This is a genomic window from Kitasatospora sp. NPDC058965 (genome assembly GCF_042741245.1).
Lineage (GTDB): Bacteria > Actinomycetota > Actinomycetes > Streptomycetales > Streptomycetaceae > Kitasatospora.
The window spans coordinates 1-21,480 of sequence record NZ_JBHYKG010000091.1 but is presented as its reverse complement, the minus strand read 5'-3'; the positions used below and the strand labels follow the sequence as shown (position 1 = coordinate 21,480).

Genomic DNA, 21,480 nt, shown 5'->3' with positions numbered 1-21,480 from the left:
GGCAGACTGGGGAGCATGACTGACCACAAGAACTTGCTCGCGGGGCCGGGCCCGACGCTGCTGTCCGAGGAGGCCGAGCCGTACCGCCGGCTGGCCGAGGAGTCCGCGTCGCCGACCCAGCTCGCGGCGGACTACCCGTGGTTCTCGCTCGCCTGGGCGATGCTCGCCGACGACGCCTTCGCCGAGGGCCGCGTGGTCGAGTCCTACGCGTACGCCCGCACCGGCTACCACCGCGGTCTGGACGCGCTGCGCCGGGCCGGGTGGAAGGGGCACGGTCCGGTCCCGTGGGAGCACCGCGCCAACCGCGGCTTCCTGCGCTGCCTGGCCGGCCTGGCCCGGGCCGCCGAGTCGATCAAGGAGACCGAGGAGGCCGACCGCTGCTGGCAGTTCCTCAAGGACAGCAGCCCCGAGGCGTACGCCGAGCTGAAGCAGTAGCACCCGTTCGACCGTCGCCGCGGCCGTCCCCGGATCCGTTCCGGGGGCGGCCGCCGCGCGTCGGCGCCCGCGGGGCCGGCCCGACCGGCCGTCAGCCCCGGTGCGCCGGCCGCGCGGGGCCGGTCGGCCCCGTCAATGCAGCACCGGCAGGTACGGGCTCAGGTCGCTGCGCTCCCCACTGGCCGTCAGCCGGGGCCCGCCGACCAGCTCGGCCCAGCCGAGCCGGCCGGTGGCCAGCCTGATCCAGTCCAGCGGCGCGGTCTCCACCACGTTCGGCGGGGTGCCCCGGGTGTGCCGCGGCCCGGGCACCGCCTGCACCACCGCGAACGGCGGCACCCGCAGCTCCACCGCCCCGCCCGGCACCTGCGCGGCGAAGGAGTCGGCCAGCAGCCGACTGACCGAGGCCAGCGCGAACCGGTCGTGCGGGAACTCGTCCAGCCCCAGCGCCGCCGCCAGGTCGTCGGCGTGCACCACGGCCTCCACCAGCCGGGTGACCAGCATGTCGGCCAGCGTCAGGACGCCCAGCCGGATCCCGAACCGGCGCTGCTCGTCGCGGACCTCGGGTCCGTCCAGCAGGGCGAGCAGGGCGTCGGCGGCCTCGTCGAAGGCCGCCGCGACCGCCTCCGGCGGCCCGGCGAAGGCCTGCGCGCTGTGCGCCCGGGTCCCGGCGTCCAGCAACTCGGAGAGCGCGCCGACCCCGTCCACCCAGCCGACCAGGTCCAGCGCGGGCCCGCCCGCCACCGGCTCGTCCAGGTGCGCCGGCACCCAGGCCAGCTGCAGTGCCAGGTGCGCCACCAGCTCCCGGACCGTCCACTCCCCCAGCCGGGTCGGCCCGGCCAGCACCGCCTCGGCCGCCGGGTCCGCGCAGATCCGGTGCACCAGGGCCCGCAGCGCCCCGGTCTCGGCCGCCAGCGCGGCCCGCACCTTCACCGGATCGTAGGAACGCGCCTTGCGGGACACCGTCTTCTCCATGGCGCCAACCTACCCGGGAACGCACTGCGGCCCGCCCCCGTCTCAGGGGGCGGGCCGCAGCGTGACGGACCGTCAGCCGAGCAGCGCCTCGATGACGCCGGTGTGCGCCTCGGTCAGCTCCGCCAGCGAGACGGTGAACTGGCCCTGGACCTCCAGCGCGTCACCGTCCACCACACCGATCCGGGTGGCGGGCAGGCCGCGCGCCCCGCACATGTCGGTGAACCGCAGCTCCTCGCTGCGCGGCACCGCCACCACCGCCCGACCGGCCGACTCCGAGAAGAGGAAGACGAACGGGTCGAGCTCGGCCGGGACGATCACCCGGGCGCCGCGGCCGCCGCGCAGGCAGCTCTCCACCAGCGCCTGGGACAGGCCGCCGTCCGAGAGGTCGTGCGCCGCGTCGATCATGCCGTCGCGCGAGGCGGCGATCAGGATCTCGGCGAGCAGCCGCTCGCGCTCCAGGTCCACCTTGGGCGGCAGGCCGCCGAGGTGGCCGTGCGCCACCTGCGACCAGGCGGAACCGCCCAGCTCGTCGGCGGTGTCGCCGAGCAGGTAGAGGTGGTGGCCCTCCTCGGCGAAGCCGATCGGGGTGCGCCGGTTGACGTCGTCGATCACGCCCAGCACCGCGACCACCGGGGTCGGGTGGATGGCCACCTCACCGGTCTGGTTGTAGAGCGAGACGTTGCCGCCGGTCACCGGGGTGCCCAGCACCTGGCAGGCGTCGGCCAGGCCGCGGGTGGCCTCGGCGAACTGCCACATCACGTCCGGGTCCTCGGGGGAGCCGAAGTTGAGGCAGTCGGAGACCGCGAGCGGCTTGGCGCCGCCGGCCGCCACGTTGCGGTAGGCCTCGGCCAGCGCCAGCTGGGCACCGGTGTACGGGTCCAGCTTGGCGTAGCGGCCGTTGCCGTCGGTGGCGATCGAGACGCCGAGGTTGGTCTCCTCGTCGATCCGGACCATGCCGGAGTCCTCGGGGGTGGCCAGCACGGTGTTGCCGATCACGAACCGGTCGTACTGGTCGGTGATCCACGCCTTGGAGGCCTGGTTCGGCGAGCCGGCGACGTCGAGCAGCGCCTGCTTCAGCTCCTCGCCGGTGGCCGGGCGGGCCAGCCGCTCGGCGGTCGGCGCGTCGGCCTGCAGCGCGTCCTGCCAGGACGGGCGGGCGTACGGGCGCTGGTACACCGGGCCGTCGTGCGCCACGGTGCGCGGCGGCACGTCCACCACCTGCTCGCCGTGCCAGAAGATCTCCAGCCGCTCGCCGTCGGTCACCTCACCGATGACGGTGGCGATGACGTCCCACTTCTCGCAGATCTCCAGGAAGCGGTCGACCTTGCCGGGCTCGACGATCGCGCACATCCGCTCCTGCGACTCGCTCATGAGGATCTCCTCCGGCGAGAGCGTGGCGTCGCGCAGCGGCACCAGGTCCAGGTCGATCCGCATGCCGCCGGACCCGGCCGAGGCCAGCTCCGAGGTGGCGCAGGAGAGGCCGGCGCCGCCCAGGTCCTGGATGCCGAGGACGAGCTTCTCGCGGAACACCTCGAGGGTGCACTCGATCAGCAGCTTCTCCTGGAACGGGTCGCCGACCTGGACCGCCGGGCGCTTGGCCGGGCCGGTCGCGTCGAAGGTCTCCGAGGCGAGCACCGAGACGCCGCCGATGCCGTCGCCACCGGTCCGGGCGCCGTACAGGATGACCTTGTTGCCGGCGCCGCTGGCCTGCGCGAGGTGGATGTCCTCGTGCTTCATCACGCCCACGCAGAGCGCGTTGACCAGCGGGTTGCCCTGGTAGCAGGAGTCGAAGACGACCTCGCCGCCGATGTTGGGCAGGCCCAGGCAGTTGCCGTAGCCGCCGATGCCGGCCACGATCCCGGGCAGCACCCGGCGGGTGTCCGGGTGGTCGGCCGCACCGAAGCGCAGCGGGTCCATCACGGCGACCGGGCGGGCGCCCATCGCCAGGATGTCGCGCACGATGCCGCCGATGCCGGTGGCCGCGCCCTGGTAGGGCTCGATGTAGGAGGGGTGGTTGTGCGACTCCACCTTGAAGGTGACCGCGTAGCCCTGGCCCACGTCCACCACGCCGGCGTTCTCGCCGATGCCGACCAGCATCGCGTCCGACTGGGGCGCCTTCTCGCCGAACTGCTTCAGGTGCACCTTGGAGCTCTTGTACGAGCAGTGCTCCGACCACATCACCGAGTACATCGCCAGCTCGGCGCCGGTGGGGCGGCGGCCGAGGATCTCCCGGATCCGCGCGTACTCGTCCTGCTTGAGGCCGAGTTCGGCCCAGGGCTGCGCGGAGTCGGGGGTCTGCTCGGCGTTCTTTACGGTGTCCAGGCTCATCAGGAACTCACCAGCTGCTTCAGGACGGAGGTGAAGAACGGCAGGCCGTCGGTCTTGCCGGTGCCGACCAGCGGCTCGACGGCGTGCTCGGGGTGCGGCATGAGGCCGACCACGTTGCCGGCCGCGTTGCTGATCCCGGCAATATCGTTGATCGAGCCGTTGGGGTTGACGTCCAGGTAACGGAAAACGACCCGGCCCTCCGCCTCCAGCTCCGCGATCGTGCGCGGGTCGGCGGTGTAGCGGCCGTCCATGTTCTTCAGCGGGACGGAAATCTCCTGGCCCGCCCGGTAATCCGAGGTCCAGGCGGTGGTCGCATTCTCGACCCGCAACTTCTGGTCCCGGCAGATGAAGTGCAGGTGGTTGTTGCGCAGCATCGCGCCCGGCAGCAGGTGGGACTCGGTGAGCACCTGGAAGCCGTTGCAGATACCGAGGACCGGCATTCCGAGCTTGGCCTGCTCGATGATGGTCGCCATCACCGGCGAGAAGCGCGAGATCGCGCCGGCCCGCAGATAGTCGCCGTAGCTGAAACCGCCCGGCAGGATCACCGCGTCGACCTGGTGGAGATCCTTGTCGCGGTGCCAGAGCGCCACCGGCTCGGCACCGGCCAGGCGCACCGCGCGCTGGGCGTCGCGGTCGTCCAGCGAGCCGGGAAATGTGACGACGCCGACGCGGGTGGTCACTGGCCGTCCTCCACCCGAACGGTGAAGTCCTCGATCACGGTGTTGGCGAGAAACGTCTCGGCGGCTTCGCGGATGCGGGCGAGCGCGGCCTCGTCGACCGGGCCCTCCACTTCCAGCTCGAAACGCTTGCCCTGACGGACATCGGCGATCCCGGTGAATCCGAGACGGGGCAGTGCGCGCTGCACCGCCTGTCCCTGGGGGTCGAGGATCTCCGGCTTGAGCATGACGTCGACTACGACGCGTGCCACTGGCACTCCCAAAGGTGTGGTGCGTGAAGGCGGGGGACCTTCAGACTACCGGGACCACGAGGCCGTTCGGCTGCGTGGGATGTGACGTCCGTTGCGCGACGCGCGTAGACCAACGCCCCTTACGCCCCTTGGGTTCCAGCCTTCCCCGGGGTCCGATTCCTCCCCGTTTATAGACCCCGGGGGCCGCTCCCCGGGACCCCGGCGAATACCGGCACTCCGGGACAGATCGACCACGGATACCGGCGGCAATCGCTCCCGAAGTAACGGTGCGACGGCGAAGCGAGGTGAATTTCCAGAAAAGAAAGCAGCGCCCATCGATTTCTCGGATCGACCGGTGCAGAATAGGGCCACCGACGGTGCTGGGAACCGTGTGCGCAGCGGAGCGCCGGTGGGCCCCACAGCTGCTGCCGTGCGTTCTGGCACCGCCGGAGCACAGGGCTGCCGTGGCACACCGCGCCCGGTCAGCCGAATTGCCGAGAGGATTGACACCCATGGCTCAGCGTGTAGTCGTCACGCTCTCCGACGACCTGGACGGCGGGGCGGCCGCCGAAACCGTCCACTTCGGCGTCGACGGGAAGTCGTACGAGATCGACCTGTCCCTGGACAACGCGGAAAAGCTCCGCGAGGCGCTCGCCCCCTTCGTCGCCGCCGGCCGCCGCCAGAGCCGCACCGGAAAGTCCTTCCGCCGCACCGCACTCGCGCCGGACCCGGCCGCCGTGCGCGCCTGGGCGCAGTCGCGCGGCATGGAGCTGCCGGCCCGCGGTCGCATCCCCAAGCACGTCTACGAAGCGTTCTCCGAGGCGAACTGACCGTCGCCGCCCGTCCCTTCCGTCGCCGTCGACCCGGTGGCGGCGGAAGGGGTGCGTGAGCAGCCCCGGCGATGGGGTAGAGTAATTCTCGTCGCCGCAACCGGGGCCCACAAGCCGCCGGGAGCAGCGACCGGTGTCACCCGACACCGTGCGGACGTGGCTCAGTTGGTAGAGCATCACCTTGCCAAGGTGAGGGTCGCGAGTTCGAATCTCGTCGTCCGCTCGCAGTATCACCGTCACGGTGACATGCAGAACAAGTGAAGATCGTGCGGACGTGGCTCAGTTGGTAGAGCATCACCTTGCCAAGGTGAGGGTCGCGAGTTCGAATCTCGTCGTCCGCTCCAGAGTGGAATGGGTCTCCTTCGGGGGGCCCATTCCGCGTTTCCGGCCGGTTTCGCGGACCGGCCCCGGGGGCCGGCCGGGAGCGACGCCCGGCCGGTCCCCGGTGCTGCTCAGGCCCAGGTCGTGCCGGTGAGCCGCTCGTAGGCCTCCACGTACTTGGCCCGGCTGCGCTCCAGGATGTCCTGCGGCAGGGCCGGCGGCGGCAGTTCGCCCGCCGGGTCCCAGCCGGACTCCGGCGAGGCCAGCCAGTCCCGGATGAACTGCTTGTCGAAGGAGGGCTGGGCCTTGCCGGGCTGCCACAGGTCGGCCGGCCAGTAGCGCGAGGAGTCCGGGGTCAGCACCTCGTCGCCGATCACCAGTTCGCCGCCGGACAGGCCGAACTCGAACTTGGTGTCGGCCAGGATCAGGCCCTGCTCCTTGGCCACGTCCCGGGCCCGGGTGTAGACCGCGAGCGTGGTCTGGCGCAGCGTGGCCGCCCAGTCGGCGCCGATCCGACGGGCCGTCTCCTCGTAGGGGACGTTCTCGTCGTGCTCGCCCACCTCGGCCTTGAGCGCCGGGGTGTAGATCGCGGCGGGCAGCTCGGAGCCGTCCACCAGGCCCTCCGGCAGCGCGATGCCGTTGACCGTGCGGGAGACGTCGTACTCCTTGAGGCCCGAGCCGGTCAGGTAGCCGCGCGCGACGCACTCCACCGGGAACATCTCCAGCGGCTCGCAGACCATGGTCCGGCCCGCCCAGTCGGCCGGGGCGCCGGCCGGGACCTCGGTGGAGATCACGTGGTTGGGCACTAGGTCGGCGATCCGCTCGAACCACCAGAGCGAGAGCTGGGTGAGGATCCGCCCCTTGTCCGGGATGTCGCTGGGCAGCACCCAGTCGAACGCCGAGGTCCGGTCACTGGCCACCATGACCAGCCGGCCCGCCCGGTCGCGGTAGAGGTCGCGCACCTTGCCGGTGTGCAGGTGTTCCAGGCCGGGCACCTGGACCGGTTCGGGCTTGGTGACAAATCCGCTCAAGGTCGTTCCTCGCAAGTGGGGGTCGCTGGGCGCCACCGATCCTTTCACGAGGCCCGCTAGCCGTCCTTGCAGACCCGGTCCAGCAGGTTGGCGGTGGCCCGCTGGATCCGCTCGTCGGTGTGGCCCGGGCGGTCCAGCGCGGGCGACCAGGCGAAGGTGCCGGAGGCGAACACGTAGGCACCGCTGGGGGCCCGGTAGAGCGAGGTCTCCTGGTGCCGCGGGCGGCCCTGCTCGTCCCGGTACGGGGAGTGGGCCAGCAGGATCCGCTCGGTGTGCGGCGGCAGCGCCACCTTGGGGAAGTACCGGTCCGCCTCGCCCGCGACCAGGCCCGGCACCGGGTCGCCGTCGCCCAGCCCGGTGCCGGCCCAGAGCCAGTGCCAGGTGTTGCCGGCCACCAGCGGGACCGGCTGGGCCACCCGGCCCGCGTACTGCACGCCGAGCAGGTGCTGCTCCGGCTCGCCCGCGTCCCGCCACAGCGCCCCCGCGGTGTTCGCCAGGCCGGCCGCCGGGGAGCCGGCCGGCACCCGCTGGCGCTTGCGGCAGTGCAGCAGCCGCCCCGGCTCGCCGGCGGCGCCCGGGCCGAGCTCGACCCGCCAGTACACGGAGTTGGCGGAGAGGAAGAGCAGCGAGGTGCCGCCGTCCCGGGCCCGCTCCACGGCCCGGCGCATCGGCTCGGACCAGTACTCGTCGTGCCCGGGGAAGACCAGCGCCCGGTGCCGGGACGGCTCGACCAGCCCGGCGTGCAGGTCGGTCGCGGTGGCGTAGGCCAGCGGGTAGCCGTACCGCTCCGCCCAGCGCACGAAGTCGTAGGCGTGGCCGACGTGCAGCGGCAGCCCGGCCCCGGCGTGCGGGCGGTCGAACGAGACGGTGACCGCGGCCTGCGACTCCCCCAGCAGTGCGCCCTGCCCGTCCCAGCAGTGGTAGAGGCTGGCGCCGGTGTGCCCGTCCTCCGGGAAGAGGTTGTAGGCCTGCCAGGTCACGTCCGGCAGCACCAGCAGCAGTTCGGGGGCCGGCCCGTCGGTGCGCGGGTCGCGCACGGTGAACGGAACGTGGCTGCGGTGCCGCTGGTCGGCCGTGGTGAGCACCGCCACGTAGGCGCCCGGCGCCCAGTGCGCCGGGACCTGCAGCCGCCAGGAGTGCCACCAGTGGTGGCAGCTGACGGTCCGTCCGGCCACCAGCGGGGCCGGCTGGCGCAGCCCGGGGATCAGTGGACTGGCCGTCATGTGCCGGGCGCCGGCGCCCGCGTAGTGGCCGATCCGGTAGACGTCGACCCGGAAGTCGCGCGGCGGGTTGACGGTGACCCGCAGGTCGACCGCGCCGCCCGGGTACACCGTGCCCGCCGAGGCGAAGCCCTTGATCTGCTGCACCACGTCGTCGGAGTTGCGCGGGGTGCCGACCAGCGGCGGCGGCGCGGTGGGCAGCGGGAGCTGGCCGGGCGCGTCCGCGCTGACGTACCAGGGGATCGGGTCCTCGGTACCCTCGAAGTAGTGGTCGGGGCTGCGCAGCCAGGGCAGCGGGCCCTGGCCGAACGGGTCCGAGACGCCGTGCGCCAGCGTGCCCGACTCCCACCTGCGACCCGACGACTCCCTGTCCATGCCGCCCTCCCCGTGCTGCGCGCTCCGGCATGTGCCCCGGAAATATGCGAGTGGTCCAGCAGACCACACCGGGCCGACGGTGCGTCACCCCGTGGCGCCGAATTGGTGCCGACCGGGCCGCGTGCGACGGCCGGTGACGGCTCGTCAGCCCCCGCGGGCGCTCACCCGGCTAGCCCAACCGGACCGGCTTCTCCAGCCGCACGCCCGCCGCCTCCAACCAGCCGCGCAGCGGACCGGCCCGGCCCAGCTCCACCGCGTCCGCCACCGGGTCGGCCAGGTCACCGCGGCGCACCCCGCCGAGCAGCAGCACCGGCCCGTCCAGCCAGTCCAGGCCGGGCCGCCCGCCGGCGGTGTCCACCGCGGCGCAGCAGACCAGCGCGGTGACGCAGTCGGCCAGCAGCTCCCGGCCACCGCCCGCCTCCGCCGGGGGCGACCCCGGCGCCCCGGACGGCTCGCCGCCGCCCAGCGCCCGGGCCAGCTCGGCCGCGCCGCCCGCCTCCACCAGGGCGAGCAGCCGGGCCAGCGCGGGCTCCGGCCGGTCCGGACCGGCCGGCGGGGCCACCCGGTCCAGCGCCTCCTTCAGGGCCAGCGCCTGCAGCCGCCAGCCGCGGTCCACCACCTGCTCCGGGTAGTCCTCCCAGAGCAGGTCGGCCCGGTCCTCGGGCACCGGGCCGTGGAACAGCCGGGCGGCCAGCAGCGAGACCGCCTCGTCCGTCTCGCCGGGCTCCTCCAGCAGGTCACAGGCCGGGCGGTCGCCGAGCCGGCTCTCGTACCCCTCGGCCAGCCGGTCCCGCCGGGACAGCTCGGTCAGCGCGGCCACCACGCCGGCGTTCAGGTGGGCCGGGCAGCGGCCCAGCCGCCAGGCCGGCAGCGCGACCCGGGTGAGCAGCCGGTCCCAGCCCGCGTAGGCCAGCCCGACCTGGGCCTGGGCGGCCACCCGCAGGCCGTAGTCGACCGCCTTGGCCTGCTCGGAGGCGGCGGCCGCGGCGGCCCGCTCCAGCTCCGCGACGTGCTCCCGGCAGGCGCGCAGCAGGGTGCGGGTGATCCGGTCCAGCAACCCGGCGAGCGGACCGCGGCGGCCCTGCCCGAGCGCCGCGTCCAGCCCGCGCACGAAGCGGCGGGCGGCGGCGATCTCCGGATCGGCGGCGGCCGCGGTGCCGGCCACCACCGGGGCGAGCAGCGCGCGCAGCTCGCCGGCCCGCATCCACCAGAGGAACGGCGAGCCGATCACCAGGGTGGGCGGGACGGCGGCGGCCGGGCGCAGCGCGCCGCGCGGCGCGGCGCCGGGCGGCTCCTCCAACCAGCTGTCGCAGTCCGGGGTGAGCGCGATGGCGGCCGGGGCGGGCACCCCGAGCCGGTCGGCCAGCTCGTGGATCAGCCGGTGCAGCTCGGGCGCCCGGTCCGGCGGCACCTCGACCGCCGGGGTGCACGGCGGCACCGCCCGGGCGTGCCGCACGATCGCCGCCAGCGCCACTGCGGCCACCAGCAGCGCGACCGCGCCGACGGCCCAGCGGACCGCGTCCCAGCCGGCCGCGTCGGCCGCGCCGGGGGCGCCGATCCGGCCGGTCAGCCGGCCGGCCAGCAGCACCGCCGCGACGGCGGCCGGCAGCACGGCGGCTGCCCGGGCCAGGCTTCGGATGCGCAGCACGGCGCGAGCCCGTGCACGTGCGGCGTCGAGAGCGGCCATCCGGTGCTGCACCCCCTTGGGAGTCGGAGCGGTGTGCTGCCAGTGCTGCTGCCAGGTGTCGCGGGGTCGGTGCCGACGGTCTCCCCCGCTGCGGTGCCGGCGTGGCCGGGGTCCCGTACTCGTTGGACGTACCCGGGCTGACGGGTGTTCCGGCCGCGGCCGGATTCCACTCGTCCCGGTGACACCATGCAGCTTCCCCCCGGCCGGGCCCGCGCACCCGGCGGCGACCGCGGCTCCGCCGGTGGCGGGGCCGCGATTCAGCGCACCCTACGGCGGTCGGACCGCCGACGTCAGCCGGATGCCCTCGCATTCACTCGAAGGGCTGGAATCGCCCGGCCGTTCGCAAGGTCGGTCCACGGCGGCGAGGCGTCCGGTCCGGATTGGCGCGAACGGGGAAGGGCGCTGTTCCCCCGGATCGTCCCGGGGGAACAGCGCCCTTCGCTCGGCGCCGGTCGGCCTCAGCCCTGCTGGGCGGCCTTGAGCGCGATGTCGGTGCGGTGCTGCGAGCCCTCCAGGGCGATCTCGGCCACGCCCGCGTAGGCGCGGTCGCGGGCCTCGGCCAGCGTGCCGCCGGTCGCGGTGACCGAGAGGACCCGGCCGCCGGCGCTGAGCACCCGGTCCTGCTCGTCCAGCCTGGTGCCCGCGTGCAGCACCCAGACCGTGCCGTCCGCGGCCTCCGCCTTCTCCAGGCCCTCGATCACGTCGCCGGAGCGCGGCGCGGCCGGGTAGCCCTCGGCCGCGACCACCACGGTGACCGCGGCGCCCTCGTCCCAGCGCAGCGGCTCCAGGTCGGCCAGCGTGCCGTTGGCGGCGGCCAGCAGCACGCCCGCCAGCGGGGTGCGCAGCCGGGCGAGCACCACCTGGGTCTCCGGGTCGCCGAACCGGGCGTTGAACTCGATCACCCGGGTGCCGCGCGAGGTGAGCGCCAGACCCGCGTAGAGCAGGCCGGAGAACGGGGTGCCGCGGCGGCGCAGCTCGTCCACGGTCGGCTGCAGGACGGTCTCCAGCACCTCGGCGACCAGGCCCTCGGGGGCCCAGGGCAGCGGCGAGTAGGCGCCCATGCCGCCGGTGTTGGGGCCGGCGTCGCCGTCCAGCGCGCGCTTGAAGTCCTGCGCGGGCTGCAGCGGCAGCACCGTGGTGCCGTCGGTGATGGCGAAGAGCGAGACCTCGGGGCCGTCCAGGTACTCCTCGATCACCACGCGGTCGCAGGAGGCGGCGTGGGCCAGCGCGGCGGTGCGGTCGGCGGTGACCACCACGCCCTTGCCGGCCGCCAGGCCGTCGTCCTTGACCACGTACGGGGCGCCGAAGGCGTCCAGCGCCTCGGCGGCCTCCTCGGCGGTGGTGCAGACGTAGGAGCGGGCGGTGGGCACACCGGCCCCGGCCATCACGTCCTTGGCGAAGGCCTTGGAGCCCTCCAGCTGGGCGGCCTCCCCGGACGGGCCGAAGACCGGGATGCCGGCCGCGCGCAGCGGGTCGGCCACACCGGCCACCAGCGGCGCCTCGGGGCCGACCACGACCAGGTCGGCGGCCAGCTGCCGGGCCAGCGCGGTCACCGCGGTGCCGTCCAGCTGGTCGACCGGGTGGACCGTCGCCACCTGCGCGATCCCGGCATTGCCCGGGGCGCAGTGCAGCTCGGAGACGGCGGGATCTTGGGACAAGGAGCGGCACAGGGCGTGTTCGCGGGCGCCGCCGCCGATGACGAGGACCTTCACGCTTGGCAAGGGTAGCCGGTGGCCGGTTCTGGCCGGTCCACCGGTCCGTGCGAAGCGACGACCCGGAGCGCCGGAGCAGCGGATTCGACCGTCGGTTCGGCCAAGCGGTTGATCCGGTCAGGTTCGGGGCGAGCTGCGCACTCCCTCGGAAGAGTGAAATCGCGCCGACTTCCGCAACCCGCTCACCACGGGTTCCTGACGCTTTTTCGGGTAACGATCAATGGCGAAGGTCCCACATGGTCAGCCATTTGGCGGTAAGAAGTGCTGTTGGATACCCAGCAGTGCCCCAGTAGGCAGTGCCCCGTGTAGCCAGTGCCCCATGTCCTGCGTGTCGCAGCAGTCAGGCCCGTCAAGGGAGACCCCACAGGTGAGCCAGCCCGAAATGCAGCCCGAGGAGAGTCCCTGGGGCAAGGAGGTCGGCGAGGAGGACCAGCCTGCCGCCCCGGGAGGCACCGGCCGGGACCGGGCCGCCACCCGCCGCCGCGCCGATCTGAGTGCCCGCCAGTTCCCCCTCGGGGACTGGGGGGAGCCGGCCGAGCGCCTGGAGGAGCTGTACCGCTGGTCCGAGGAGCGGGCGGTCGAGGCGATCGAGTGGTACCGCCGGGACCGGCTGCGCAAGCGCCGCTGGGCGCGGCTGCTGCGGCTCGGCGCGGTCGGCTTCGGGGTGGCCGGGGTGACCCTGCCGCTGGTCCAGCTGACCGAGCGCTGGGCGCACGCGAGCGCCTGGGGGTACGTGTCGCTGGCGCTGGCGGCGGGCTGCCTGGCGGTGGACCGGGCGTTCGGGCTGAGCAGCGGGTGGATGCGCGACGTGTCGACCGGCCAGGCGCTGCAGCGGCGGCTGGAGGCCTTCCAGTTCGACTGGGCCTCGGAGTGCGTGCGCGAGGTGCTCGGCCCCACCGAGGGCACCGCGGGCGAGGCGGCGGAGCGCTGCCTGGGCGTGCTGCGCCGGTTCTGCGAGGACGTCTCCGAGCTGGTCCGCAGCGAGACCTCGGAGTGGATGCTGGAGTTCCGGGCCCGGATGACCCAGCTGCCCAGCCAGGCGCCCGGCAGCTGGGGCGGCCGGGCGGAGACCGGGACGCCGGCCCAGGTCCGGGTGCTGCCGCCGCCGGGGACCAGGCCCACCATGCCGCGGCAGCGGCCGCCGGAGGGTCCGCTGCGCTAGTGGCCGGGCGGGTCGGCCGCGCGTCGCCCGCCTGCCTGGCCGTCCGTGCGCCTGCCCGCTGCCCGTCCGCCCGGCTCAGGCGAAGACGACCATCGACCCCTGGGTCAGGCTCCGGGTGGCGGCCGCGTACAGCCCGGCCCAGGCGTGCCGCTCCCGGGCGTACGGGTGCACGTCGTCCAGCGGCGGCCCGAACGGCTGCTCCAGGCCGGTCGGGGTGAGCGGCCGGGTCGGCTGCGGCGGGTTCATCGGGTCGATCCCGATCGCCGGCGCGATCAGCTGCAGCTCGCGCAGCAGGCCGTAGGAGGAGCCGAGCGGCCCGCCCGAGGAGAGCAGCGCCTGGTCCACCAGCGGGACGTCGAACTCGATCGGCACGTACGCCCCGGCGTGGTCGAAGTGCCAGACCAGGTGCGAGTGCTCGGCGGTGGACTCGAACATCTCCAGCAGCTGCTCGTAGTCGCCGCCCAGCGCGTCCACCGGGGTCAGCTGGAAGCCGGTCAGCTGCAGCAGGTAGGCCCGGCGCAGGAAGTGCAGCGAGTCGTAGTCGAAGGCGGCGATCGGCTCGACCTCGCCGGTGATCCCCGGGGCGAACTGGTACACCGGCACCTGCGGCAGGCCGCGCGCCAGGAGCGCCGCGTTGTAGACCGCGAGGTCCTCGCGGAACGGGTTCTCGGGGCTGTGGCTCAGTACGTCCACGAGCGGAACGAGCCAGAGGTCGCAGGCCACGGGCCGCTCTTCCTCTCCGGGACGGGGGCACGGCAGGGCCGCCGACCAGCGGCGGTCGGCGTCCGGACCACCCTACCGGCCGAGCGTGCGATGCGGAGCGGGCCGCAGGGATCGGGGCAGCGGCACCCGGCCCGCGTCCTCCTCGGGCCCGTCCGCCGGTGCCGGCGGACCGGCCGTCGGCGACGGGTCCGCCGGCGGCTCCGCCGGGTCCTCGGTGAGCAGCGGCAGCACCGCGAGGGACTCCGTCGACTCCCCGGTCAGCTCCGCCAGCAGCTCCACGGTGAACAGGTTGTACGCGTTGACCATCCGGCGGGCGCCGGCCAGGTCCTTCGCGCAGATCAGCTCGACCAGGTCGAGGTGCCGGTCCCAGCAGACCCCGGCCAGGTCGGTGCGGGCCCGCAGGTACGGGGCGGCGAACATCCAGGACTGCACCCGGAGCCAGTCCAGGTAGTCGGCGATCCGCCGGTTCTCCAGGAAACCGGCCACCTCGTGCCAGAACCGCCGGTCGCAGCCGACCATCACGTCCAGCTGGCCGGCCCGGGCCGCGCGGGCGGCCGCCTCGGCCCGCCGGCGCAGCGAACCGAGCCGGGACCAGTCGTGGTCGCTCACCCGGCGGCCGAGCCGGCGGAAGGCGGCGTCGGTGAGCATGGTCCGGGCCTCGAAGATCTCCACGAAATCGGCCCAGGTCAGCTCCGGCACCGTGAAGCCGCGGTGGTGCTCGGCCCGCAGCAGCCCCTGGGCCGCCAGGTCGACCAGCGCCTCCCGGGCCGGGGTCGCCGAGACCCCGTACAGCTCGGCGATCTCCTTGACGGTGAAGTTCCGGCCGGCCGCGAGGCGGCCCGCCATCAGCTCCTCCCGCAGCGCGCCCGCGATCTGCTCGCGCAGGCTGTTGCGCTGGATCGGGAGGCGTCCCGCACCACTGGTGACCACTGGCACGACCTCCTTCCGGACTCGCTCGGACCGCACCGGAGGGTCATCCTCTCAAGGACCACCCACAGAATGTCCACATTCTCACCGCTGCACCGGCGCCGGGATGCCCAGCAGGCGGTCCCGGTGCACCGGGAACTCGGTCCGCGCCCGGGCCACCTCGGCCGGGTCGAGGTCGACGGTCAGCACCTGCTCGTCCATCCCCGCCTCGGCCAGCACCCGGCCCCACGGGTCCACCACCACGCTGTGCCCGGCCTGCTCGACCCCGCCGTGGGTGCCGGCGGTGTTGCAGGCCAGCACGTAGGCCTGCTCCTCGACCGCCCGGGCCCGGGCCAGCAGCGACCAGTGCTCGCGGCGCCGCTCCGGCCAGGCGGCCGGCACCACCAGCAGCTCGGCCCCGGCGTCCAGCAGCGCCCGGAACAGCTCGGGGAAGCGCAGGTCGTAGCAGGTGGCCAGGCCCAGCACGCCGACGTCGGTGGCGGCGGTGACGATCTCCTGGCCGGCGCCCATCGCCACCGCCTCGCCGCTGTCGAAGCCGAACCGGTGGATCTTGCGGTAGGTGTGCACCAGGTCGCCGGAGGGCGCGAAGAGCAGGGACGTGTTGTAGACCGGACCGTCCGGGTCGCGCTCCACGATCGACCCGGCGTGCAGCCAGACCCCGGCCGCCCGCGCGGCCGCTGACATCGCGTCAGCCGTCGGCCCGTCGAGCGGCTCGGCCCCGGCGGACCAGCTCTCGTAGGCGAAGCCGCCCAGCGCCCACAGCTCGGGCAGGACCACCAGGTCGGCGCCCTGCTGGGCCCGTACCAGCGCGGCCGCGCGGGCCCGCCGCTCGGCCGCCGGCTCGGCATCGGACACGGCGAGTTGGATCAATGAGGCGCGCACACTACCACCGTCCACGACAAGAGACCTACGATCGTCACCCGAAAGCGCTGCCCTGCTCTCTCCGGGCAGCGTAACGTGCGCTTAGCGCGTGCGCCCGGAACCCGGGATACCCGGCCCCGGCTCCGCCCGCGCGGGTGTTCAGCCGACGGATGGCCGGAGAATAAGGACGCTGTGACCGACACTCAGGTCGTGCAGACCTACATTGACGCCTGGACGCACTCCATCGAGTCCATATCGGAGCTGCTCGCCCCGCTGCCCACCGACTCCTGGAACCGGCCCACCGAGTGCCCGGGCTGGTCGGTGCGGGACGTGGTCTCGCACGTGATCGCGGTCGAGTCCGAACTGCTCGGCGACCCGCGGCCGATCCACTCGCTGCCGAGCGACCTGTTCCACATCAAGGACGAGCTCTCCCGCTACCTGGAGCTCCCGGTGGACAAGCGCCGCTGCCACACCGCACCGGAGATGACCTCCGAGCTGGAGTACGTGATCATCCGGCGGTCCCGCTCGCTGCGCAACGCGCCGACCGAGCCGGACGAGCTGGTCCGCTTCCCGGCCGGCCCGTTCGGCTACGACCTCCCGTACCACCGGCTGCTGCAGATGCGGGTGCTGGACGTCTGGGTGCACGAGCAGGACCTGCGCCGGGCGCTGGCGCTGCCCGGCAACCTCGACTCCCCCGCCGCCCTGATCACCCGGGACCTGCTGCTGCAGGGCCTGCCCAAGGTGGTGGCCAAGCTGGCCGGCGCCCCGGCCGGCGCCACCGTGGTGGTGGACGTCACCGGACCGGTGGAGTTCCTGCGCACCGTGCGGGTGGACCCGGACGGGCGCGGCGGGCTCGACAGCTCGATCAGCCTGGGCCCGGACGTGCAGTTCACCCTGGACTGGGAGAGCTACCTGCGGCTGGCCACCGGCCGCGCCCGGGCCGAGCAGCTGTCGGCCGGAGCGCTCAAGGTGGACGGCGACACGGAGCTGGCCGAGCGGGTGCTGGCCCACTTCAACCTGATGCCCTGACGGTGTCGGGGCCCGGGCCCCGACACCGGCCGACCGGGCGTCAGCGGCGCGCCACCTCGGTCCGCAGCCGCAGGATCATCGCGGTGCCCACCGCCAGCGGGACGAACATCCAGCAGAACGCCAGCCGGTAGTCGCCGGCCGAGTAGCTGCCCCCGCTGCCGGTGGTCACCGCGTCCAGCAGCACCCCGATGCCGAACAGGGTCACCATGGTGGCGAGGAAGCCGCCCATGTTGGCGATCCCGGAGGCGGTGCCCAGCCGGTGCGCCGGGTTGTGCGAGCGGGCGTAGTCCAGGCCGACCAGCGAGGCCGACCCGTTGCTGCCCATCACCACCAGGACCAGCACCAGCAGCCACAGCGGCGGCCGCCCGCCGGGCCAGGCCAGGGCCACCGCCCAGCTCAGCCCGGTCGCCGCGATCACGGTCAGCACGATCGGCATCCGGGCCCCCGGCCCCCGGGACAGCAGCCGGCCGAAGAGCAGGCCGAAGAACATGTTGCTGAACACCAGCAGGGTGAGCAGCCCGCCCGCCTGGGCCCGGCTCATCCCCTGGCCCTCGACCAGGTAGGGCAGCCCCCACAGCAGCGCGAACGCGTTGCCGGGGAACTGGGTGGTGAAGTGCACCCACAGGCCCAGCCGGGTGCCCGGCTCCCGCCAGGACTCGCGGATCTGGGTGCGCACCGGCGGCCGGTCCGCCGGGCGGGCCACCGGGGCGGCGGCCGGGCCCGGGGCCTCCCGCAGCAGCAGCGCGACCGGCACCAGGACGCCGACGCCGAGCAGCGCGGTGGCGGCGAAGGTGGCGGTCCACCCCTCGCTGTGCAGCGCCTGGGCCAGCACCACGGTGGTGACCAGGTTGCCGCCCATCCCGGCCAGGCCGCTGAGCTGGGCGACCAGCGGGTTGCGGGCCGGCGGGAACCAGCGGGCGGCGATCCGCAGCACGCTGATGAAGGTCATCGCGTCGCCGCAGCCGAGCACCGCCCGGGACGCCAGCGCGGGACCGAAGGAGGTGCTGAAGGCGAAGGCCAGCTGCCCCGCGCTGAGCAGCACCACGGCGGCCAGCAGCACCCGGCGCGGCCCGAACCGGTCCACCAGCAGGCCGACCGGCACCTGCATCGCGGCGTAGACCAGCACCTGCAGGATGGAGAAGGTGGAGAGCGCGGACGCGCCCACGCCGAAGCGGTGGGCGGCGTCCAGACCGGCGACGCCCAGGCTGGTGCGGTGGGTCACCGCGAGCACGTAGACGGTGACGGCGATGCCCCAGGCGCACCAGGCGGCCCGGCCGCCCGGGGGCGGGGCCGGATCGGTCGTCGGGGCGGGCCCGGCCGGGGCGGCGGCGTCGCGGGCGAGTCGGGGACCAGGAACGGACGGGGAGCGGGTGACGCTGGCGGGGTCCACGGTCATAGTGGCACCAGATTAGTCATCCCATCATTGGATACTTCCATCGGGTACGGACCGCCCGTCGGGAACCGGCCACGTCAGCCGGTGAGCACCCAGCTCACCGTGCGCACCATCCGCTGCTCCCGGAACGCTTCGTCCCGCACCCAGTCGGTGGTGTCCCGCACGGTCGCGCTCACCGTCACCTTCTGGCCCGGCGACAGCGGCAGCCCCGCCGGGTCGTACCAGGTCCGGTCCGGGGACTGCGGCTGCACCTCCTTGCCGTCCACCTGCCACTGGACCTGCAGGTGCCGGCCGCCCTCCAGCTGCAGCGGGCGCACCACCAGGCGGGGGCGGCCGACCACCGGGCCGGCCACCGGCTCGGTGCCGTCCACCGGGGTGACCCGGCGGTAGAGCTGCTCGATGATCGCCTCCCGGGACGGCAGGTTGTAGCTGCCGCCGAGGGTCCGCATCACCGAGTCCTCGGTCGGGCGGTACACGCCGTTGGCGCTGCGGTAGGTGCCGACCAGGCCGCCGCCGTCCGGCGACTGGGCGCCCAGCCAGCGCCACCACTTCAGGTGGTCGTGGCGCATCACGTCGGCGTTCTGGGCGGACAGGTTGGGGTAGTCGGTGTCGTCGGGGGCGCTGTCGTACTCGTCGCCCAGGTCGCCCACGGTGTGGCCGATCTCGTGCTGGATGATCCGGCCGGCCTCGGGGCTGCCGCCGGCCAGGGTGGTCACCCCGGTGCCGCCGGCCCCGCCGTACTCGGTGGAGTTGGCCAGCGCGATCAGGTACTGCGGGCCCTGTCCCGGGCCGGCCAGGCGGGCGGTGGCGGACTCGTCGGCGCAGAGCAGCCGAGCGGTGCCCTCGCACCAGAAGTGCATCCCCAGCGGGGTGCCGGGGCGGTGGCCGCGGGTGTCCGACTCGGCGATCCCGGCGGTCGGGGAGACCACGTCCACCCTGCGTATGTTGAAGAAGTCCTGGTAGGTGCGGAACGGCTCGATCTCCATCAGGGCCCGCCAGGCCTGGTCCGCCTGCTGGTGGAACAGGTCCTGCTGGCCGGCGGTGTAGCCGTCGCCGAGCAGCACCAGGGTGATCCGGTTGGCCGGGTCGCCGGTGCGGCGTATGTCCACGGTCGGGGCCGGCTCGGCGCCGTGCAGCGCCACCGCTCGGCGGCCCGCCCCGCCCTGCGGCGGCAGTGCCCGGTCGGTGGGCGGACCGAAGGCCCCGAACGGGGCCGGACCGACCAGTTCCACGGCGGCGGGCAGCACGGCCGCGGCCAACAGCACGAGCGCGGCCAGACTCCGGACGAGACGGCCAGGGTTGCCAGGCGTCATACGGACGGTCCTCGGTGCTCCGGTCACCCGGCGGGCGCTCGGGTGGGGGGTCGCCAAGACGTACCCCGGCCGTACCGATGAACCGACTTTCTGCTGAACATCTCACCTGATCGGCGGACGAAAAACTTCCTCCCGATCACCTGCAACCTCCCCGGGGGATGGACGTCTACAGGGGTGAGGGCACGGAGAGCGGAACCGGCGAGGCCGGGGGGAGCCGCCGGAGTCCTCGCCCACACACCGTCAGCACCAGGTCCTTCGAGGAGTGCGCCATGCGTCCGTCCGCTTTCTCCGGTTTCGCGAAGAAGATCACCACCCGCCGGGGTCTGGCCACCGCTGCGGCGGCCCTCGTGCTGGGCACCGCGCTGCCGGTGCTGGGCGGCGGCACCCCGGCCTGGGCGTGCGGCGCACCCGAGCTGGACCCGTCGCGGACCACGCCGGCGAACACGCCCGGGGTGAACCCGTTGGCCACCCCGTTCGAGGTGCCCGGGAGCGTCACCGCGGACGGCAGCTGGACGGTGTTCAACGTGGAGACGGGCAACACCACCGACCACGCCTACGAGAACGCGTACCCGACCCTCACCTTCGGGGACCTGCCGGGCCACCACCTGCGGGCGCAGGACCTCCAGCTCGAGGTGATGCGCGGCGGGCAGTGGCACGAGCTCTCCCGGTTCCCGGGCTGCGCGGCGTTCGTCTCCTTCGACTCGACCACGCTGAAGACGCACCTGGACGCGGGACACGCGTTCCGGACCATGTTCCGCTTCCGGCTCGCCCCGGGCAGCGACCCGAAGCTGACCGAGCTCAGCGTGGGCACCGTGGCCTGGGCCGACCACGCCACCGACCTCGGCAACAGCAACCTGACGGTCCTCCCGGTCCGGCACCCGGCGCCCGCCGCCACGCCGTCCGCCAAGCCGTCCATCAAGCCGTCCGCCGAGCCGTCCGCCGCCGCGGTCGCCCCGGCCGCCGCCACCTCGGCCCCCGGCGCCCCCGCGCCCACCGGAACCGCTGTGCCCGCCGCCGGCCCCGCCGAGCTCGCCAGCACCGGCGGCGGCGACAGCTCGTGGACCCTGGTCGCCGCCGGCAGCGCGCTGGTCGCCTTCGGGACCGCCGCCGGCCTCGGCGCGGTGTTCGCCTCCCGCCGCCGCGCCCGCCGCGCCTGACCCGCCTGACCCGCCTGACCCGCCGCGACCGGGAACGCCCGAGGGCCCCGCCTCCACACCGGAGACGGGGCCCTCGAACGGTTCTGACGACTGGTCGTCAGCCCCAGGTGATCAGGCGCTTCGGGTGCTCCAGGACGGCGGCCGTGTCGGCCAGCACCTTGGAGCCGAGCTCGCCGTCGACCAAGCGGTGGTCGAAGGAGAGCGCCAGCGTGGTGACCTGACGGGGCACCACGCGGCCCTTGTGCACCCAGGGCAGCTCCCGCACCGCGCCGAAGGCCAGGATGGCGGCCTCGCCGGGGTTGAGGATCGGGGTGCCGGTGTCGACGCCGAAGACGCCGACGTTGGTGATGGTGATCGAGCCGCCGGCCATGTCGGCCGGGGAGGTCTTGCCCTGGCGGGCGGTGTCGATCAGGTCGCCGAGCGCCACCGCGAGACCCGGCAGGGTCATCGCACCGGCGTTCTTGATGTTCGGCACGATCAGCCCGCGCGGGGTGGCGGCCGCGATGCCCAGGTTGACCTGGCCCTTGACCACGATCTCCTGGTTGGCCTCGTCCCAGGCGGCGTTGATCTCCGGGTACCGCTTCACCGCGGTGAGCAGCGCCTTGGCGACCAGCAGCAGCGGGGAGACCCGCACGCCGGCGCCCAGCTCGCCGTTCTCCTTGAGCGCGCGCACCAGCTTCATCGTCCGGGTCACGTCGACCTGGACGAACTCGGTGACGTGCGGCGCGGTGAAGGCGGAGGCGACCATCGCCTGCGCGGTGGCCTTGCGGACGCCCTTGACCGGGATCCGCACGTCCAGGCCGGTGCCCAGCACCGGGGCCGGGGCCACGGGCTGCGCCTCGACCACCGGTGCGACCGGGGCCGGGGCCGGGACGGCGGGCGCCGGCGCGGCGGCGGCGTGCACGTCCTCGCGGGTGATGATCCCGTCCGGACCGGTCGGCACCACCAGGCGCAGGTCCACGCCCAGGTCCTTGGCCAGCTTGCGCACCGGCGGCTTGGCCAGCGGGCGCTCACCGGCCACCGGCGCGGCCGGCGCCGGGACGACCGGCGCGGGCGCGACCGGCGCCGGGACGACCGGGGCCGCAACGGCCGCCGCG

19 protein-coding genes and 2 tRNA genes are annotated in these 21,480 nt (G+C 74.2%); 7 read left to right on the top strand and 14 right to left on the bottom strand.

The annotated features are described in order from the left end of the window. Positions 1 to 15 precede the first annotated feature (15 nt). The gene (locus tag ACFW1A_RS17485; RefSeq protein WP_380409957.1) at positions 16 to 435 is read left to right on the top strand and encodes a DUF3151 domain-containing protein; all 420 of its coding nucleotides are present in this window, start codon (positions 16 to 18) and stop codon (positions 433 to 435) included. 132 nt (positions 436 to 567) lie between these two features. On the opposite strand, the gene ACFW1A_RS17480 is transcribed toward ACFW1A_RS17485, so the two are convergent. The 4 genes from ACFW1A_RS17480 to purS all read right to left on the bottom strand — a co-directional run bounded on the left by ACFW1A_RS17480 (position 568) and on the right by purS (position 4,669). Next, positions 568 to 1,407, bottom strand: a complete 840-nt coding sequence (locus tag ACFW1A_RS17480; protein WP_380409955.1) for a sterol carrier family protein — start codon at positions 1,405 to 1,407, stop codon at positions 568 to 570. Between the two features lie 72 nt (positions 1,408 to 1,479). Continuing rightward, positions 1,480 to 3,735, bottom strand: coding sequence for a phosphoribosylformylglycinamidine synthase subunit PurL (purL, locus tag ACFW1A_RS17475; protein ID WP_380409953.1), 2,256 nt, complete (start codon positions 3,733 to 3,735; stop codon positions 1,480 to 1,482). After that, on the bottom strand, positions 3,735 to 4,415 hold the full coding sequence (gene purQ, locus ACFW1A_RS17470) for a phosphoribosylformylglycinamidine synthase subunit PurQ (RefSeq protein WP_380409951.1): 681 nt from the start codon (positions 4,413 to 4,415) through the stop codon (positions 3,735 to 3,737). Before purQ ends, purL begins: the two co-directional genes overlap by 1 nt. Then, complete coding sequence (gene purS, locus ACFW1A_RS17465) at positions 4,412 to 4,669, bottom strand: phosphoribosylformylglycinamidine synthase subunit PurS (RefSeq protein ID WP_380409949.1); 258 nt, start codon at positions 4,667 to 4,669, stop codon at positions 4,412 to 4,414. Before purS ends, purQ begins: the two co-directional genes overlap by 4 nt. Before the next feature lie 485 nt (positions 4,670 to 5,154). On the opposite strand from purS, the gene ACFW1A_RS17460 reads away from it, so the two are divergent. The 3 genes from ACFW1A_RS17460 (at position 5,155) to ACFW1A_RS17450 (ending at position 5,816) form a co-directional block, all read left to right on the top strand. After that, positions 5,155 to 5,472 carry an Lsr2 family protein gene (locus ACFW1A_RS17460; protein WP_035847257.1) on the top strand — a complete coding sequence of 106 codons (318 nt, stop codon included), beginning with the start codon at positions 5,155 to 5,157 and terminating at the stop codon, positions 5,470 to 5,472. Between the two features lie 150 nt (positions 5,473 to 5,622). After that, positions 5,623 to 5,695: transfer RNA gene (locus tag ACFW1A_RS17455), tRNA-Gly, on the top strand. 45 nt (positions 5,696 to 5,740) lie between these two features. Continuing rightward, positions 5,741 to 5,816 (top strand) — tRNA-Gly (locus ACFW1A_RS17450). A 108-nt stretch (positions 5,817 to 5,924) separates the two neighbouring features. On the opposite strand, the gene ACFW1A_RS17445 is transcribed toward ACFW1A_RS17450, so the two are convergent. From ACFW1A_RS17445 to purD, 4 genes are all read right to left on the bottom strand, one after another. Then, positions 5,925 to 6,824 (bottom strand): phosphoribosylaminoimidazolesuccinocarboxamide synthase, encoded by a 900-nt coding sequence (locus tag ACFW1A_RS17445; RefSeq protein WP_380409946.1) that lies wholly within the window; start codon positions 6,822 to 6,824, stop codon positions 5,925 to 5,927. A 56-nt stretch (positions 6,825 to 6,880) separates the two neighbouring features. After that, positions 6,881 to 8,419: a N,N-dimethylformamidase beta subunit family domain-containing protein gene (locus ACFW1A_RS17440; RefSeq protein WP_380409944.1), complete on the bottom strand. Its 1,539-nt coding sequence runs from the start codon at positions 8,417 to 8,419 to the stop codon at positions 6,881 to 6,883. Positions 8,420 to 8,588: 169 nt separating this feature from the next. Next, entirely contained in the window at positions 8,589 to 10,106 is a 1,518-nt protein-coding gene (locus ACFW1A_RS17435; protein WP_380409942.1) for a hypothetical protein, read from the bottom strand. Between the two features lie 458 nt (positions 10,107 to 10,564). Beyond that, a complete protein-coding gene (purD, locus tag ACFW1A_RS17430) occupies positions 10,565 to 11,818 on the bottom strand; it encodes a phosphoribosylamine--glycine ligase (protein ID WP_380409940.1) in 1,254 nt (417 codons plus the stop codon). A gap of 367 nt (positions 11,819 to 12,185) precedes the next feature. Between purD and ACFW1A_RS17425 the strand changes: the two genes are divergently transcribed. Then, positions 12,186 to 12,980, top strand: coding sequence for an SLATT domain-containing protein (locus ACFW1A_RS17425; RefSeq protein WP_380409938.1), 795 nt, complete (start codon positions 12,186 to 12,188; stop codon positions 12,978 to 12,980). A 75-nt stretch (positions 12,981 to 13,055) separates the two neighbouring features. Here ACFW1A_RS17425 and ACFW1A_RS17420 read toward each other — a convergent pair whose 3' ends face one another. From ACFW1A_RS17420 to ACFW1A_RS17410, 3 genes are all read right to left on the bottom strand, one after another. Next, positions 13,056 to 13,703: a hypothetical protein gene (locus ACFW1A_RS17420; RefSeq protein ID WP_380409936.1), complete on the bottom strand. Its 648-nt coding sequence runs from the start codon at positions 13,701 to 13,703 to the stop codon at positions 13,056 to 13,058. A 72-nt stretch (positions 13,704 to 13,775) separates the two neighbouring features. Further along, entirely contained in the window at positions 13,776 to 14,639 is an 864-nt protein-coding gene (locus ACFW1A_RS17415; RefSeq protein ID WP_380409934.1) for a GntR family transcriptional regulator, read from the bottom strand. 75 nt (positions 14,640 to 14,714) lie between these two features. Next, positions 14,715 to 15,512 carry a carbon-nitrogen family hydrolase gene (locus ACFW1A_RS17410; protein WP_380409932.1) on the bottom strand — a complete coding sequence of 266 codons (798 nt, stop codon included), beginning with the start codon at positions 15,510 to 15,512 and terminating at the stop codon, positions 14,715 to 14,717. 171 nt (positions 15,513 to 15,683) lie between these two features. On the opposite strand from ACFW1A_RS17410, the gene ACFW1A_RS17405 reads away from it, so the two are divergent. Further along, a complete protein-coding gene (locus ACFW1A_RS17405; RefSeq protein ID WP_380409930.1) occupies positions 15,684 to 16,520 on the top strand; it encodes a maleylpyruvate isomerase family mycothiol-dependent enzyme in 837 nt (278 codons plus the stop codon). Between the two features lie 40 nt (positions 16,521 to 16,560). Here the strand turns inward: ACFW1A_RS17405 and ACFW1A_RS17400 are convergent, their stop codons facing one another. Continuing rightward, positions 16,561 to 17,916: a nitrate/nitrite transporter gene (locus tag ACFW1A_RS17400; RefSeq protein WP_380409928.1), complete on the bottom strand. Its 1,356-nt coding sequence runs from the start codon at positions 17,914 to 17,916 to the stop codon at positions 16,561 to 16,563. Positions 17,917 to 17,990: 74 nt separating this feature from the next. Continuing rightward, positions 17,991 to 19,226 carry a M64 family metallopeptidase gene (locus ACFW1A_RS17395; RefSeq protein ID WP_380409926.1) on the bottom strand — a complete coding sequence of 412 codons (1,236 nt, stop codon included), beginning with the start codon at positions 19,224 to 19,226 and terminating at the stop codon, positions 17,991 to 17,993. A gap of 269 nt (positions 19,227 to 19,495) precedes the next feature. Between ACFW1A_RS17395 and ACFW1A_RS17390 the strand changes: the two genes are divergently transcribed. Further along, positions 19,496 to 20,383, top strand: a complete 888-nt coding sequence (locus ACFW1A_RS17390; RefSeq protein WP_380409923.1) for a hypothetical protein — start codon at positions 19,496 to 19,498, stop codon at positions 20,381 to 20,383. A gap of 97 nt (positions 20,384 to 20,480) precedes the next feature. Here the strand turns inward: ACFW1A_RS17390 and ACFW1A_RS17385 are convergent. Beyond that, on the bottom strand, positions 20,481 to 21,480 hold a 1,000-nt coding region (locus ACFW1A_RS17385; RefSeq protein ID WP_380409921.1), incomplete at its 5' end, for a dihydrolipoamide acetyltransferase family protein.